At 48.5% G+C, this 13,959-nt stretch carries 12 protein-coding genes; 9 read left to right on the plus strand and 3 right to left on the minus strand.

Annotated elements, in window-relative coordinates; all coding sequences use genetic code 11:
* Nucleotides 1-11: 11 nt before the first annotated feature.
* Nucleotides 12-812, plus strand: coding sequence for an oxygen-dependent coproporphyrinogen oxidase (hemF, locus tag ELAC_RS07195; protein ID WP_098038612.1), 801 nt, complete (start codon nucleotides 12-14; stop codon nucleotides 810-812).
* A gap of 618 nt (nucleotides 813-1,430) precedes the next feature.
* Nucleotides 1,431-2,171 carry a hypothetical protein gene (locus ELAC_RS07200; RefSeq protein WP_098038613.1) on the plus strand — a complete coding sequence of 247 codons (741 nt, stop codon included), beginning with the start codon at nucleotides 1,431-1,433 and terminating at the stop codon, nucleotides 2,169-2,171.
* Between the two features lie 236 nt (nucleotides 2,172-2,407).
* Here the strand turns inward: ELAC_RS07200 and ELAC_RS07205 are convergent, their stop codons facing one another.
* Entirely contained in the window at nucleotides 2,408-3,061 is a 654-nt protein-coding gene (locus tag ELAC_RS07205) for a hypothetical protein (protein WP_098038614.1), read from the minus strand.
* A gap of 273 nt (nucleotides 3,062-3,334) precedes the next feature.
* On the minus strand, nucleotides 3,335-4,294 hold the full coding sequence (locus ELAC_RS07210) for an NAD-dependent epimerase/dehydratase family protein (RefSeq protein ID WP_239414430.1): 960 nt from the start codon (nucleotides 4,292-4,294) through the stop codon (nucleotides 3,335-3,337).
* Between the two features lie 216 nt (nucleotides 4,295-4,510).
* Here ELAC_RS07210 and ELAC_RS07215 point away from each other — a divergent pair, with 216 nt between their 5' ends.
* Genes ELAC_RS07215 through ELAC_RS07235 form a run of 5 tightly spaced genes read left to right on the plus strand, consistent with a single transcriptional unit; the run spans nucleotide 4,511 to nucleotide 9,044 of the window.
* Nucleotides 4,511-5,869: an FAD-binding oxidoreductase gene (locus ELAC_RS07215; RefSeq protein ID WP_098038616.1), complete on the plus strand. Its 1,359-nt coding sequence runs from the start codon at nucleotides 4,511-4,513 to the stop codon at nucleotides 5,867-5,869.
* Nucleotides 5,866-6,606 carry an SDR family oxidoreductase gene (locus tag ELAC_RS07220; protein WP_098038617.1) on the plus strand — a complete coding sequence of 247 codons (741 nt, stop codon included), beginning with the start codon at nucleotides 5,866-5,868 and terminating at the stop codon, nucleotides 6,604-6,606. The genes ELAC_RS07215 and ELAC_RS07220 overlap by 4 nt, the downstream gene beginning before the upstream one ends.
* 5 nt (nucleotides 6,607-6,611) lie before the next feature.
* Complete coding sequence (locus tag ELAC_RS07225; RefSeq protein WP_098038618.1) at nucleotides 6,612-7,211, plus strand: HAD family hydrolase; 600 nt, start codon at nucleotides 6,612-6,614, stop codon at nucleotides 7,209-7,211.
* 1 nt (nucleotide 7,212) lies between these two features.
* The gene (locus ELAC_RS07230) at nucleotides 7,213-8,088 is read left to right on the plus strand and encodes a decaprenyl-phosphate phosphoribosyltransferase (RefSeq protein ID WP_098038619.1); all 876 of its coding nucleotides are present in this window, start codon (nucleotides 7,213-7,215) and stop codon (nucleotides 8,086-8,088) included.
* Between the two features lie 2 nt (nucleotides 8,089-8,090).
* Nucleotides 8,091-9,044, plus strand: coding sequence for a lysylphosphatidylglycerol synthase transmembrane domain-containing protein (locus ELAC_RS07235; RefSeq protein ID WP_098038620.1), 954 nt, complete (start codon nucleotides 8,091-8,093; stop codon nucleotides 9,042-9,044).
* A 10-nt stretch (nucleotides 9,045-9,054) separates the two neighbouring features.
* Here ELAC_RS07235 and asnB read toward each other — a convergent pair whose 3' ends face one another.
* Nucleotides 9,055-10,953 carry an asparagine synthase (glutamine-hydrolyzing) gene (gene asnB / locus ELAC_RS07240; RefSeq protein ID WP_098038621.1) on the minus strand — a complete coding sequence of 633 codons (1,899 nt, stop codon included), beginning with the start codon at nucleotides 10,951-10,953 and terminating at the stop codon, nucleotides 9,055-9,057.
* A 135-nt stretch (nucleotides 10,954-11,088) separates the two neighbouring features.
* Between asnB and ELAC_RS07245 the strand changes: the two genes are divergently transcribed.
* Both ELAC_RS07245 and ELAC_RS07250 read left to right on the plus strand, forming a co-directional pair.
* A complete protein-coding gene (locus ELAC_RS07245; RefSeq protein ID WP_098038622.1) occupies nucleotides 11,089-12,684 on the plus strand; it encodes a hypothetical protein in 1,596 nt (531 codons plus the stop codon).
* 11 nt (nucleotides 12,685-12,695) lie between these two features.
* Entirely contained in the window at nucleotides 12,696-13,958 is a 1,263-nt protein-coding gene (locus ELAC_RS07250; RefSeq protein ID WP_098038623.1) for a polysaccharide deacetylase family protein, read from the plus strand.
* Nucleotide 13,959 lies beyond the last annotated feature (1 nt).

A 13,959-nucleotide genomic window follows, 5' to 3' on the forward strand; every position in this document is an offset into this window, starting at 1 on the left:
AGGAGACTATCATGACTGCCGCCACAGAACGCCATGCTTTCCTGATTACTTTCTTAAAAGAGCTCCGGGAACAGATCATCCAAACTTTTGAGACACTCGAGCCGAAGGCACGGTTCGAGAAAAAAGCCTGGGAGCACTCCGGCGGCGGCGGTGGAGAGATCGGTCTTTTGCGAGGCGATGTATTTGAAAAAGCGGCAGTCAACTTCTCTGCCGTCCACGGCCCTGTCTTTCCGGGACCGGATGGCAAAGGCCCCTTCTTTGCCACCGGCGTCAGTCTGATCACACACATGAAAAACCCCCACGCTCCTACCGTTCACATGAATATCCGGTATATAGAGACGGAAGATCGACACTGGTTTGGAGGTGGTTATGACCTAACCCCGATGGGTTTTCCCTATGAAGAGGACGCCAGGCATTTCCATGACACTGCCAAAGGCGCCTTAGATCCCTATGGAGCGGATCTGTATCCCTCCTTTTCAGAGAAGGCAAAGCAATATTTCTATATTCCCCATCGCAAAAAAGAGCGGGGCGTCGGAGGAATTTTTTTCGATCACTTCAATACAGGTGATTTTGAAAGAGATTTCTCCATGTGGAGAAACGTGGGAAAAACCTTCACCGATGCAGTGATGCCCATTTACCAAAAAAGAAGCAAAACACCTTTTAGCGAGGAAGATCGAGATATACAAGCCTCTCTTCGAGCCCACTATGTCGAATTCAACCTTATTTATGACCGGGGAACAAAATTCGGTTTTCAATCGGGCGGCAACCCTGAAGCGATCCTCTGCTCCATGCCTCCTACAGCAAAGTGGTAGACGAATAAATAGGGAACTCATTATTACAAATCCCGATTAACACTAAACGGAGCGTGCCTCAAAAAATTGGCATGGGGCTTCAAAAAAAGCTTTGGGATCGACAGAGCACAAGCTACCTCATCTTTCTAATATTAGGTAACTTACAATCCATCTATCGTGGGAGCTTTGAGAAAGCCTAAAACCATAATGTGAAGCACTTTCGGTATAGCGTCCCATCTCAAAACAAAACTTTGTTCTGACAAATGAAGAGTGGTTTTGAAGAATCTGTCCCTATATCAATTTCCACCGAATTGGAGGCAGTATTTCGCTGAGAATTGATGTTGAGATGCGGTTCCGTGGCATCAATCAAACGCAGCATTTCCCTGCTGCCAAATAGAGAAGAACAGACTATATGATTCACAGTCAGGATCTTATAGATAAAAAAGGGGCAATTCCCCTCGCACAAGCATCTTAGAGACTGTTGACAGATTCGCTTACTCGGGATTCCCGGTTTTTTTGAACCAATTTTCGATTCTTTTTTAGGGATCAAAATAATCCCCAAAATCGACGAAATCCGCATCCGTTAACAGTCTCGTGAACTGAAGTGAGTCGACTCAAATAGTTATTTTAGGAGGAAATATGCAAGGAACAGGAACGTGGAGCCTAATAGGAAGTTTAGCCTGGAACACCTATGAAACGGTCTCGGGATACTTCGCGGCCAAAGAGAAAGAAGATGAGGTGCCTCCCCCCGACACGTTTAAACTGAGAAATCCTCTTCTCACCGTCATTTCATTCGGCCTGCTTCAATATAAGCCAAAAGGAACCAAAGTTCAGTTCATCCCCAATGCAATTGCGCTTCAAGATCCTGGCGTTCTTACCACAGCCACAAGAACATGGAACTACTACTTCGACCCTAAAAAAGGGGCGGGTAAGGAGTATCTGGCGCAACTGAAAGAAGATTTCCGCCGGGCCATCGAATGGTACCAACCGGGCATAGAAGAACATGCGCGGCTAAGACCCATTTTCCTGGCTGCCAAAATGGGATTGGATAGCCTGTCTGTCACTTATGCCGGCAGTCTGGTGGAGTCGTTTGCGGATAGCTGTAAAGATATGATCGATACCGCACTGTCGCATCCAAAAGACCCTGTAGTGCCGCAGAGAGTTCTTTCCAAAAAAATTAAGGATCTTGTCAGCTTGGATGACGGAGCCATCATCTCCGGTCTTTTTCAGAAAATGGCGCAGGAACAGGGTCACATAAGCCCTCAAAAGGAGCTTCTCTGCAAAGCGACAGTGGATGCAGTGGATAAGCTAGTAGAAGGTAAAATTGCTGAACTGCAAAAGCAGATCGCCCAGCATATGGAAGAAGAGCTGACACTTTAGAGCCTGTTGCCGAAAGAGTCCTCTCAATTCTGTCAGGACTTGACCCATCTCCAACTCTAGTCTTAGCAATCACAGGAGGAGATGGGTATATACCGAAAGTGTCTCAAAATTTGAGATACTTTCGGATACGCTACAAACCGACAGAAACTGCATTCAATGAAGATCTTTTTGAAAGATTCCAAGAGACACAAATTCAGCATGCGTCGCTGCTGAGTTTGGCTATGGGAAACAGTCCCTTATTCATCCACTCCCGATTCGAAGTACTTGCCGATCTCTTCATCGAACATATTGACGTCCTCTTCAGGTCCGATCTCACGTTCGATATTGACAATCTGCAATGTCTTGCTGTAAGGCTCAATGCGCTTATGCCAGTATTCCGATGTTCGTTGTCCCAGTTCGGCATTGAAGAAGAAGGCTGTCCCATCTTCTAAGATCATGGACTGGACATACATCGGATCATCCAATTTGACATAGAAACTGGTGAAGGTCACATGGACTTCTATGTTATTGGCAGAAAAAGGTCTGTTCGCTATCTGTCCGCGCAGGATGGAATTTTCGTTAATCCTCTTCAAATACCCTTCCACGATATCCACAAGAACGAACCTGGCTTCGCAAAGATCCGAGATTTGCTGGCTGGTAAAATCGAGCCTGAGCTTGTAGATACTGTCGTTGTAATACATGCGGGAGTCGTGCAGCTTCAGCTTGTACTGCTTCTTTAAGTCTCTCGCGTATGTCAGGACAATTTTTGTCATTTCCTCATTATCGACTCTATCTTGACAAACTTTATCCCAGGGACCGCCCAATCTCTGCTGATGCTGTCTTGTGGGGCGGCAGCTTGTCAAAGAAAGCGCTGTAATGACAAAAAGCGACAGTGCGATGAACCTTTTCATTGAGAAATCCATACTTCTAAGGTTAAGAAACTGTGTATATATCAAACAGAAACATTTACCCCCAAAGGATAATTTGATTACGAACCACCTCGCCAAGGTTATATCGAACGCGTCTTAAAATTTAATTTTTTGACAAAGAGAAAGCTCCCCAGGATTGAACGCTGGCAAGTCACCTAATATTAGAAACATGAGGCGACTTGCCGCTTATCAACCCTGGGGAGCTTTCTCTTTGCCAAAAACCTAATTCAGCAGGAGGTGGATATTGGCGTTTTGCTACAGGCTCTTGAATGCATTGTACTTTCTGTACCAATCCACAAACAGCGGAATTCCCTCTTCCAAATTGGTTTTGGGCTCAAACTGTAGCAACTGATGGCTTTTTTCGATGGAGGCATATGTCTCTTTAACATCCCCCTTTTGCGGGGAAGTAACGCGGATCTTTGCTTTTTGTCCAACAGCACTCTCTAAAATTTGAATAAAGCGCATTAGAGCGACAGGCCTGTGGTTTCCGAGATTAAAAATTTCAAACCCGCCCGGAAGATCCATGGCTTTAATCACTCCTTCGATGATGTCGTCGATGTAGGTGAAATCGCGCATCTGGTCTTCGCCAAACACGTCGATAGGAATGCCTTTGACAATCTTATCGGTAAAAGAGTAGTAGGCCATGTCGGGTCTGCCAAAGGGACCGTATACAGTGAAAAAGCGGAGGCCGATGGCCGAAATGCCATAGAGGTGATGATACGTTCTTGCCATCAGCTCGTTGCACTTTTTTGTCACCCCGTAGAAACTGGCCTGTTGGTCAGTTGCGTCCGTTTCATCAAAGGGCACTTTCGTATTCAAACCGTAAACGGAAGAGGATGAGGCAAATAGCAATTTAATCTCAGGATGATCCTTCAACACCTCCAGAATCGATAAAAAACCGTTAATGTTCGCGTCGATGTAAGCTTTGGGATTGAGCAGGGAAAAGCGGACACCGGCCTGAGCTGCCATGTGCAGAATGTGTGTCGGCCTAAACTCTTTGATTAAAGCTGTCAGAAGGGTGACATCCTGTATATCTCCTTCCACGCAGCGGATATCTTGAAGATCCGCTATTCTCGCCCTTTTCAGGTTCGAGTCGTAGTAGTCGTTAAAATTGTCGATTCCCATCAAGGAATCACCAAGCTCCTTCAACTTTTTGGCCAGGTGGTATCCGATAAATCCTGCCATGCCGGTAATTAAAACACGTCTGTTTGCCATAAGCATCATCCAATGAAAAGTTAGGGAGAATATACCGAAAGCATACCAAAAGGGAGAGAAGAAGATCAGGAAAAAGAACCTAACCCGCTTAAATTTGCTCTTGTTTCCTAAGCGAAATCCCCTGTATGTTCTTTCCCGTAAAGAGCCGCCGTATAAGTGCGGCTTATACCGAACGCGTCTCAAAATCCGGGATTTTGAGACGCTTTCGGTATAAAGATGAAACCAAACTCCGCTGACACAATGGGAAAACTGAAGAAAGAGATAGCCGGCTGGGGCGGCATGGCTAAAGGGGAGACCTGCCTCTTCCGCCCGGAAAAGATCGAGCACATCCTCCGCGGCTCCCCCCTGTTCTCGGCAAGAGGACTTGGCAGGAGCTATGGCGATGCCTCCTTGAATACCGGAGGAGAGGTCATCCTCATGGAGCGCCTGAACCGCTTATTAAGCTTTAACGCCGAAAATCACGTTTTGAAGGCGGAGGCGGGCGCAACCATCCGCGATATCGTAGAGACTTTTAGCACAAAAGGCTACTTTGTGCCGGTCACCCCGGGAACTAAGGAAGCGACCCTCGGAGGGTGCCTTGCCGCGGATGCCCACGGAAAAAATCATCACGCCGACGGATCTTTCTCCGACCATGTTTTAGAGTTTGAGCTGATGCTGCCGGACGGCACCAAAAGAAGGGTCCGGCGCCAGGATGAGGAACTTTTTTACGCGACAGCAGGCGGCATGGGGCTGACGGGCGTTATCACGGAAGTGACCCTTAAGCTTTTGCCTGTCGAAACCCCTTTCATCAAAGTGCTCAACACTCCTTTTGAATCACTCACTTGCCTAATCAAAAAATTAAACGAATCATCCGATGCAGCCCGCTATTCTGTTGCCTGGCTAGATCTTCTGTCTTTTAAGAATGACAAGGTAAACAGCATCCTGATCGAAGGCGATCACGCAAAACGTGGCGAACTTCCGGACAAACTGAAGAGCAAAGAAGCCAAGCCCATATCCATTCCCTTTTCATTCCCCTCGCTCGCTCTGAACAGAACAACACAGAAGCTCTTCAACAAAATCTATTTTTATCAGCAGAAGAAAAAGGGCGCTCCATTTTTCTGCCACTACAACCCCTTTTTCTATCCTCTCGACCGGATTGGAAACTGGAACCGGATGTATGGTTCAAGAGGTTTTTACCAGTACCAGTTTGTTGTGCCTGAAGCGAACGCAGAAGAGGCACTGAGAGACATTTTAGCGCATCTGACAGCTGCACGCTGCCCCGTCTATCTGGCCGTTCTCAAAAAATTTGGCAAGAAAAACCCTGGCTATCTTTCCTTCCCCATGGAAGGGTTTACCCTCGCCATGGACATACCGGGAAATCAGCCTGATCTGTTCCATTTACTCTGCCAGCTCGATCTCATCGTCATGAAAAACCACGGAAGAGTCTACCTGGCTAAAGATTTCCACGTCACTCCTGACGTTTTCCGCGCCATGTATCCCGATTACACGCGCTTTTTAGCCGTTAAAAGAAAAGTGGACCCGGCAAATCTGATTCAAACAGACCTCGCCAGACGTCTTAGGATCGGTGAGCAATGAGCCAAGGAACCGTCTTGATCTTGGGTGCCACTTCCGCGATAGCCAGAGGGGCTGCCGAAGAGTTCGCCAAAAGAAAACACCCCCTTGTTTTAGCGTCCAGGGACTTAAAAGAACTCTCCCGCATAGCCAGCGACCTGCAGATTCGCTACAACGTACCCGTGACAACACTCCCCTTCCAAGCGGAAAACACAAGCAGCCATCCCGCGTTTTTCGATTCCCTGTTTTTTAAAGAGAAGGCAATTCAAGGAGCGGTGATCGCCTTTGGAGATCTGGGAGGTAAGATCGATCTGATGAATTTCGCCGACCAGGAGAAGACCATCCGTATTAACTTCATCGGAGCCGCCTCCGCGCTATCGCTGATAGCTGCACGCCTCGCCCAAAAAAAGGAGGGGTTCCTCATCGGCATCACATCGGTTGCCGGCGACCGGGGAAGACAAAGCAATTTCATCTATGGATCTGCCAAGGGCGCCCTTTCCATCTATCTGGACGGGCTAAGAAATAAACTTTATCCTGAAGGCGTCCATGTCATGACTGTAAAGCCGGGTTTTGTCGACACTGCCATGACCTTCGGCCTGCCCGGTCTTTTTCTTGTCGCCAATCCAAAAGAAGTAGGCAAAAAAATTGTTCGTGCCTTGGATAAGAAAAAAAATGTGGTCTATATCCCCGGTTTCTGGAAAGCGATCATGGCAGTCATCAAAGCGGTACCGGAGCGTATATTCAAAAGGATGAGGCTCTAGAGAGGATGAAGAAAGAAACCATCGCCTGCTTTGATTTTGACGGCACGATCACCCGCTCCGACTCTCTTCTCCCTTTTCTCATTTTCTCCTCAGGGATCGCAAAAACAATCGGATACCTCCTACTCGAGCTTCCCGCTCTAATGGGGTACGCCTTTAAAATGTATGACAGGCAACAGGTCAAAGAAGCAGTGCTCAGACGCTTTTTCAGAGGCATACCTGAAGAGAAGATGCTCGGCATGTGCCGCGACTATGCTCACAATGAGCTTCCAAAGCAGGTCAAAAAAGAGGCGTTGGAGGCAATCAGCAAGCATAAAGCGCGAGGCGACCGGCTTATTTTAATTTCAGCGTCCATCGACGCCTATCTGAAGCCCTGGGCTGATGCTGCCGGATTCGATTGCCTGCTTTCATCAAGACTTGAATTCAAAGAAGGCGCTGTGACCGGCAATCTGGTCGGTAAAAATTGCCGGGCGGAGGAGAAAGTAGCGAGACTGAAGAATCTTTTGGGAGATTTAGAGCGCTTTGAGATCTATGCCTACGGCGACAGCCGGGGCGACAAGGAGCTTCTGGAATCTGCCGACCATCCCTACTACAGGACCTTTCAGTAAGATGCAAAAAAAAATTCATGCCCTAATCCGCCTCATCAGACCCAAGCAATGGGTGAAAAACATCTTTGTCTTCACCGGAGTGCTGTTTGGTGAAGTGCACCGGATGGAGGAGACTCTTCTTTTGGCATTGCTTGCCGCCCTCTCTTTTTGCCTCATATCAAGCGCTGTCTACACCTTCAACGACCTGATCGACAAAGAGCAAGATAAGCGCCACCCCAAAAAGAAATTGAGACCGCTAGCTAGCGGAGAGGTTACAAACAGCGAAGCCGCTCTCCTGATCGCGGCTCTGACCACTTTAAGCTTCACTATCGGGTCGATAGTCTCCTCTCTTACCTTAACTTTGCTAGTGTCCTATGCCTTCATCAACATCCTCTATACGCTCTACTTAAAAAACGTCGTCATCTTGGATGTGTTCTGCATTGCCTCCGGATTCATGCTACGCATCCTTGCCGGTACCGCCGGCATTGGCATTCCCCCTTCAAAATGGCTTCTGCTCTGCGGCATGATGATCACCCTCTTTCTCGGATTCACCAAAAGGAAAGCGGAAATCTTGCAGCTTAAAAGCGCCATGCGCGAGCACCGCAAGGTATTGATGTCTTACGACTCCATTTTCCTAGATGAACTGATCGGTATCACAGCCGCCTCCGTCATCATCGCCTACAGTCTCTATACCATGAATGACGAGACGATCCGCATCCACCACACCGAAAACTTAATCTACACGGTACCCTTCGTCGTTTTTGCCCTGTTCCGCTACCTCTACCTGATCAACAGTAAACAGAGCGGTGGAGACCCAACCAACGACTTAATCTCAGACAAACAGATCATGGCATCGGTCGGTTTATTCACTCTATTGACATTCTACCTAGTGCATTGATCATGGAATTTCTCTATAAAACGACTGCTCTCATCAAAAGATTTCTGATGAGCCGCCTCTGCATGGGGCTTTTAATGACTCTGACGGCCGTTGGCTACTTGGCGCTGGCCCTCTCCAACGGGATGGATGCCTTGACAGAAGGCATCAGGGAGGTGGGCATCACCAATATTTTGCTCCTCTCCGCTCTCTCCTTCCTCTCGTGGTTCGTCCGTTTTGGGCGATGGCGCATGTTTTTTAGCCATTTGGAACTCTCTGTTCCCATGCGGGATGATCTTGCGATCTACTTTGCCGGATTTTCCATGACGATGACTCCTGCCAAGTCAGGAGAGGCTGTCCGTTCTTTGTTTCTTGCCAAGCACGGCATCTCCTATAAGGAGAGCCTGGCAGTGCTTGTCGCTGAACGCTTCTCGGACTTTGCCTCGCTAGCCTTCCTCGCACTCTCAGGCCTCTTTCTATTTCCCAAGGCCAAGGAAGCGGTTGCCATTATAGTCCTCTTTTTAGCGCTTGTGTTTCTTCTCTTGCGCTTTCGCCTCGATCGCCTTTTTATCCACTTCTTTTACAGAAGCGCTGAATCTGAGAACAAAGAACAAGACAAAAGCTCATTTCAGGCTTGTACCAAGAAGCTGCTCGACTTTAAAATATTTCTCGGGGGGTTGATTCTCGGATGTGTCGCCTGGGGAGTGGAAGGGGTTTCTCTCTTTGTTATCCTTCAATCTTTAGGTGAGGGCATCTCCCTCTTACAATCGGTATTCGCCTTTTCCTTCAGCCTTCTGATCGGCGCAGTCACTCTGCTTCCGGGAGGTGTGGGCGGAACGGAAGCCTCCCTCTACGAAATCCTCACCCATTTTGGAGCCGTCGAATCGGCCGCCTCTTTAGCGACGATTTTGATCCGTCTGCTCACACTGTGGCTGTCGATTGCTGTAGGATCAATCGCCGCTCATTTTGTGACAAAATAGTTTACAGCTTCTACACAGACAAACGATTAGCCTTGAGCCATTGACTAAACGCAATCACCCGGAAGGGAAGAAAGCTAAAACGCTCCTTTCCCTCCAAGATTCTCTCAGCCTTAGGGATCAAGGAGGCGTTAAAAAGGCGTGTTTCAAAGACCGATTCCTTGATGGCCTTCATGAATAGCCCTTTATGGCGCCCGCCAAGCCACCTCTTCTCGTCGGTCGCAAAGGCGATCTTATCTTTTCTCTCCAAAATTTTCTTCGGTACCACTCCCCCCATGGCATCCCTGAGAATAGCTTTCGTCAAGCCACCGCGGATGAGGAATGCCGGCGGCAGATTGATGATGAACTCGACGAAGCGGTAATCCAGAAAGGGAGTCCTCGATTCAACCGAGTGGGCCATGGAATTTCTGTCTTCGTAGTGCAAAAGCATAGGAAGATTGGCTGAAAGAAGCATCTCCTCAGCGTAGGATCGAAATGACCTCTTTGCTCTTGGATCAAGCGGGTTCACCAACTCGCAATGCAATCTCTTAAAATCGATCCAGGGGGCTTTTAAAGAGGGTTTATTCATCGCATAATAGAGCTGATTTTTTAACTTGGCGGGAATAAAATTCTTAATCAGCGACTTGATGGGGTTGAGAGAGGGATTGACAGCTCTTGCCCGCTGAATTTCTTGCATCAACTGCAAAAGTTTTCCCTCAGAAGCCAGCTGCCTTAAAAAAATGCCATAGAACTCAAAATACCCACCCAACTGCTCATCGGCACCCTGACCATCTAGCATGACCTTAACTTTTTCGTCTTTCACCTTAGAAAAAAGCTTCCACTGGGCAAAGACGCTGCTCGTTCCGAAGGGTTCGTCCTGATGCCAAAGCAGCTTGTCAAATTCACGCAAAAGGCCGTCTTCGTCAGGTGTGACATAAAAACCCTCCGACCCAGCCTCCTTCTCAACGGCGCCCATGAAGGGATACTCATCGAGCAACGGGTCGACTGACCTGGCTGAAAAGGTTTTCGGACGCAAAGGGCCCACTTCTTTCAGCAGCTTCGCTGCAAGGCAAACAATCGCGGAAGAATCTATTCCCCCGGAGAGGCAAGCCCCGACTTCCACATCAGACCGCAGCCGGATGCGGACCGCATCCTGCAAAATTTCAAAGCAGCGCTGCTTGGCATCCTCATAACTGATGTGAAGCGGCTCGTGTGGAAGGCGGTACCAGCGCCTTATCTCCAATCGACTTCCTTCACTCAAGGAAATCTCTGCAAAATGGCCTCCCCGCACCTGATGCACCCCGTTGAAAAGAGTCTCTCCGGTATGGTCAAAGAGAGCGAAGCTCAGAAAATCAAAAGCCCGCTGGTGGTTGAGGTTGGCTTTCCAGCCGGGCAAGGAGTGAAACTGCTTGATCTCCGACGCGAAGGCCAATAATCCTTCGCTTGTAACATAGTAATAGAGCGGCTTCACTCCAAAGCGATCACGGCAGGCATAGGCCTTTTTTCTTTTCAAATCGACCAAGACAAAGGAAAACATGCCATTGAGTTTATGGAGAAAGTCGATGCCATAGTGATCGTATGCCTTCAGGAGGACTTCGGTGTCGGTTTTAGTAGTGAAGCAAACTCCCTCCGCTTCCAACTCTCTCCTAATTTCGAGGTAGTTATAGATCTCGCCGTTATAGGTAATCCAGATCTTCCCCTCTTCATTAGCCATAGGCTGGTTGCCGGCGGAGGAGAGATCGAGAATGGAAAGACGGCGGTGCCCCAGGGCGATCAAGGAGGGAGTCTCTTTTGCCGTCCCACTTTCGAAATCAGGAAAAAAGGCATACCCTTCCCCGTCAGGGCCCCTATGGGCAACGACGCGCGTCATTGGAACGATCGCCTTTAAACATCGTTTCTCTTTTTGGCTGAACAGTGCCGCTATTCCACACATCTAGTTTCTAATCTCATCCATTCGTAATATTACCGGAATAATAGAAGAAAACCGTAAAATTTGACGATGGTTAAAAATTGAAGATTTTATACCGAAAGATATATACCGAATGTGTCTCAAACGAAAGATCTCCTGATGCACCAAACTCCTTGCCTCTCTCATCGATGGACGAAAGCCGCCCTCTTCACCTTCTTGCTTTCCTCTCTCCTTCTTCTAATGCAAGCCCCCTTCTTCTTTCACGATATGCGCTCTGCCGATACAGTCTACCACGCAGCGCGCATTGACAGGACACTTCTTGGCCAGCCGCTTATCGATCCCTTTTCAGGAACAGAAACTGTCTACCCTCCTTTTTTCCATCTGATGGGAGCGGGCTTGGCGTCCGTTTTTCATCTTACCGGCGAAGAAACAATCCATTTTTTGGGTATGGCAACCTACATCTTCTTGGCACTCTCTCTATTCTTTTTTGCCTATTCCTTACTTCAAGACACCCGTCTGGCCTCTCTTTTTTGCCTCTTTTTCTCCTTCGTCCATTACGCCCCGTCCACAAAATACCTGCTTCTTCAAGGACCGGCTACCTTCTCCCACCCCTTCATCTTCTTGGGGATGGGAGCGTATTTTCATTTCAGGAATACAAAAAATGCGAGATGGCTCTACACAGGGGCCTTCTTACTGGCTGTCGGATGCCAGATATGGTGGTTTAACCTGTTTCTTGCCGCTCCCTTCCTCGCAACCGCCCTCACGGCAGAGAGGGGTTTTCTGACAAAAAAGGTTGTTTTTAGAACAATCCTCTGCTTTCTTCTGCCTTTCTTTGCCACTCTTTGCCAACTCTACCTCATCCGTCACACCCTTCCCAACTATTTACAAGAAGGAGAGAAAGCGACAAGAGAGCTCCTCCGCCCCTTCGTTTCTACCCTCCTTTTAAAAGGGCAAGGAGACTACCTTGAAACACTGCCTCCCTGGAAATGGCACTACGACCCTCACACCTCCTGGATGAAAACCGGCAGGGATGCTGTCAACTTTGTATTTTTTTTCCTCCTATCTCTGCCCTCTTCCCTATTTATTCCGCTCGCCGCCTGCTACCTGACCCTACGAAAGAAGATCGCCATCCCGTTATTTCTTCTTTTTCTGCTGCCGCTCCTGTTTTCAATCCTGCTTCTTTTCAAAGGCAACACCGCCCACCTCTACCGCGTCCAACTCTACACCGGCGCTCTTGCACTCTTGCTGCTGATCGGAGCCATATCCTCTATGGAAGTTCCCATTAAAGCGCTCAGACAAGGGGTAAAAACCCTAGCATTTTTAGCCTGCTTTTTCACTCTCTGGCATGTCCTGCACAATCCACTAACCATCGGAAAGAGAGAGTTTCACCTGCCGGAAGATCAGGAAACGGCGCTCTACATCAGGAAGTTGCCGGCAGGTGAAAAAGAGAGGATCTTATTCACCGATAGCTCTTACCGCTCCCTCGTCACTCTCACCCCCTTTTATTCACTTGTCGGGAACAGAAACGGAAGCTACTATTTCCAAGACCCGGTGACCTCCCGCAAGATGGAACAGGCGTATCAAACCTTCATCGGCGGCCGCCATAGCCAAGAGAACATAGAAGAGTACCCTATCCGACTGATGGGATTTGACAAAACAGACCCCGTGGAGCGTCTACTCCTTAAGCGCTATCGGAATGAGGGGGAAGTGGCTTTTGAGAACGCCAAATGGACCCTGCTTAAAATCGATCACTAGCCGAGAGCACAATGCTGTTAACTGAAGATCAAAAAGCCCTCACTTTGGAAGAGGCTCTGGCGCTGGAAGCCTTCTGCTCCTTCGTCGGACTATCCGCCGACCTGAAACACCTTTTAAGACCCATACCCGTCACACTGCGGGAGATGCTGTTTAGAAAAGAGGAGTTTCAGCCGCAGGAAGTCGATCAGTGGGGCAACTTTGAATATGCCTACTCGCAAAACGCAAAAAAGGGTCTCCTGTGGTCTGCGGAAGTGGACCGATTTGCCAAGGAAGAGAGGGTTCGTCTTACAAACGAGGGAGTAAAACTGGAGCCTCTTTGGCCAAAAGGATTCCGCTTCGCCCTGGTTCTCACACACGATGTCGATCATTTAGACATCAGAGAAACCACTCCCTTGCTGTTTCGCTCCTTAAAAAAAGCGGCGCTGGCAGAAGATCTCGATTCAACCTCGCGGCTGAAACTCATAGCGAAGAGTGCCGCCAAGGGCCTCTTAAGAAAGCCGAAAAGGGTGCACGACATGACCGGAACGCTTGAGGCTTCGGTCCGCATCGAAAATAAATTCGGAGTGAAATCTTCCTACTTCTTTACCGTCTTCCCGTTGACCAAAGTCAGCCGCTACGACTGCCTTTACCAGACAAAAGACAGGGTATTCTTTGAAGGAAAATCCGCGAAGCTATCCGATGTCATCTGCAAATTGAAAGATGCAGGATTTGACATTGGCCTGCACGGCAGCTATTTTTCGGCAGTGGAACCGCACCTCCTGAAAGAGCAGAAAGAGCGGCTCGAGCATGAACTCAAAATGCCCATCGTCACAGCCCGCCAGCACTGGCTGCACTTTAAAATGCCCCTCACTCCCTCTTTGATCGCGGATGCCGGCATCACCGCCGACACTACATTGGGGTACAACAGAAACGTCGGCTATCGCGCTGGAACAGGCTACCCGTTTTTCTTTTATGATTACGAGAGGCAAAAGAAGATTTCCCTGCTTGAAGTGCCGATGATCTTGCAAGATGGAGCTTTGATCGGCAGCAACGCTCTTGAGTACTCTCCTAAGGGATCGTTAGAAATCGTAAAGCGCTTCATCGATGACGCGGAAAGTTTGGAGGGATGCTTAACCCTTCTTTTCCATCCCGATATCTTCTTGAAATCCGGGATGGAAGATCTCTATGAAAACATCATCCGCTACGCCCTTCAGAAAGGAGCATGGGTTACGGACTTGAAGAGCGTCAGCAGCCACTGGGAAAAACGTCTTAAAAAGCTTGAAGGAAGGCATTGAC

The organism is Estrella lausannensis, from assembly GCF_900000175.1.
Taxonomy (GTDB): domain Bacteria; phylum Chlamydiota; class Chlamydiia; order Chlamydiales; family Criblamydiaceae; genus Estrella; species Estrella lausannensis.

What these genes read in the sequence shown, in the direction of transcription:
- hemF (WP_098038612.1), top strand. Translation starts at nt 12, where the DNA reads ATGACTGCCGCCACAGAACGCCATGCTTTCCTGATTACTTTCTTAAAA.
- ELAC_RS07200 (WP_098038613.1), top strand. Translation starts at nt 1,431, where the DNA reads ATGCAAGGAACAGGAACGTGGAGCCTAATAGGAAGTTTAGCCTGGAAC.
- ELAC_RS07205 (WP_098038614.1), bottom strand. Translation starts at nt 3,061, where the DNA reads ATGAAAAGGTTCATCGCACTGTCGCTTTTTGTCATTACAGCGCTTTCT.
- ELAC_RS07210 (WP_239414430.1), bottom strand. Translation starts at nt 4,294, where the DNA reads ATGGCAAACAGACGTGTTTTAATTACCGGCATGGCAGGATTTATCGGA.
- ELAC_RS07215 (WP_098038616.1), top strand. Translation starts at nt 4,511, where the DNA reads ATGAAACCAAACTCCGCTGACACAATGGGAAAACTGAAGAAAGAGATA.
- ELAC_RS07220 (WP_098038617.1), top strand. Translation starts at nt 5,866, where the DNA reads ATGAGCCAAGGAACCGTCTTGATCTTGGGTGCCACTTCCGCGATAGCC.
- ELAC_RS07225 (WP_098038618.1), top strand. Translation starts at nt 6,612, where the DNA reads ATGAAGAAAGAAACCATCGCCTGCTTTGATTTTGACGGCACGATCACC.
- ELAC_RS07230 (WP_098038619.1), top strand. Translation starts at nt 7,213, where the DNA reads ATGCAAAAAAAAATTCATGCCCTAATCCGCCTCATCAGACCCAAGCAA.
- ELAC_RS07235 (WP_098038620.1), top strand. Translation starts at nt 8,091, where the DNA reads ATGGAATTTCTCTATAAAACGACTGCTCTCATCAAAAGATTTCTGATG.
- asnB (WP_098038621.1), bottom strand. Translation starts at nt 10,953, where the DNA reads ATGTGTGGAATAGCGGCACTGTTCAGCCAAAAAGAGAAACGATGTTTA.
- ELAC_RS07245 (WP_098038622.1), top strand. Translation starts at nt 11,089, where the DNA reads ATGCACCAAACTCCTTGCCTCTCTCATCGATGGACGAAAGCCGCCCTC.
- ELAC_RS07250 (WP_098038623.1), top strand. Translation starts at nt 12,696, where the DNA reads ATGCTGTTAACTGAAGATCAAAAAGCCCTCACTTTGGAAGAGGCTCTG.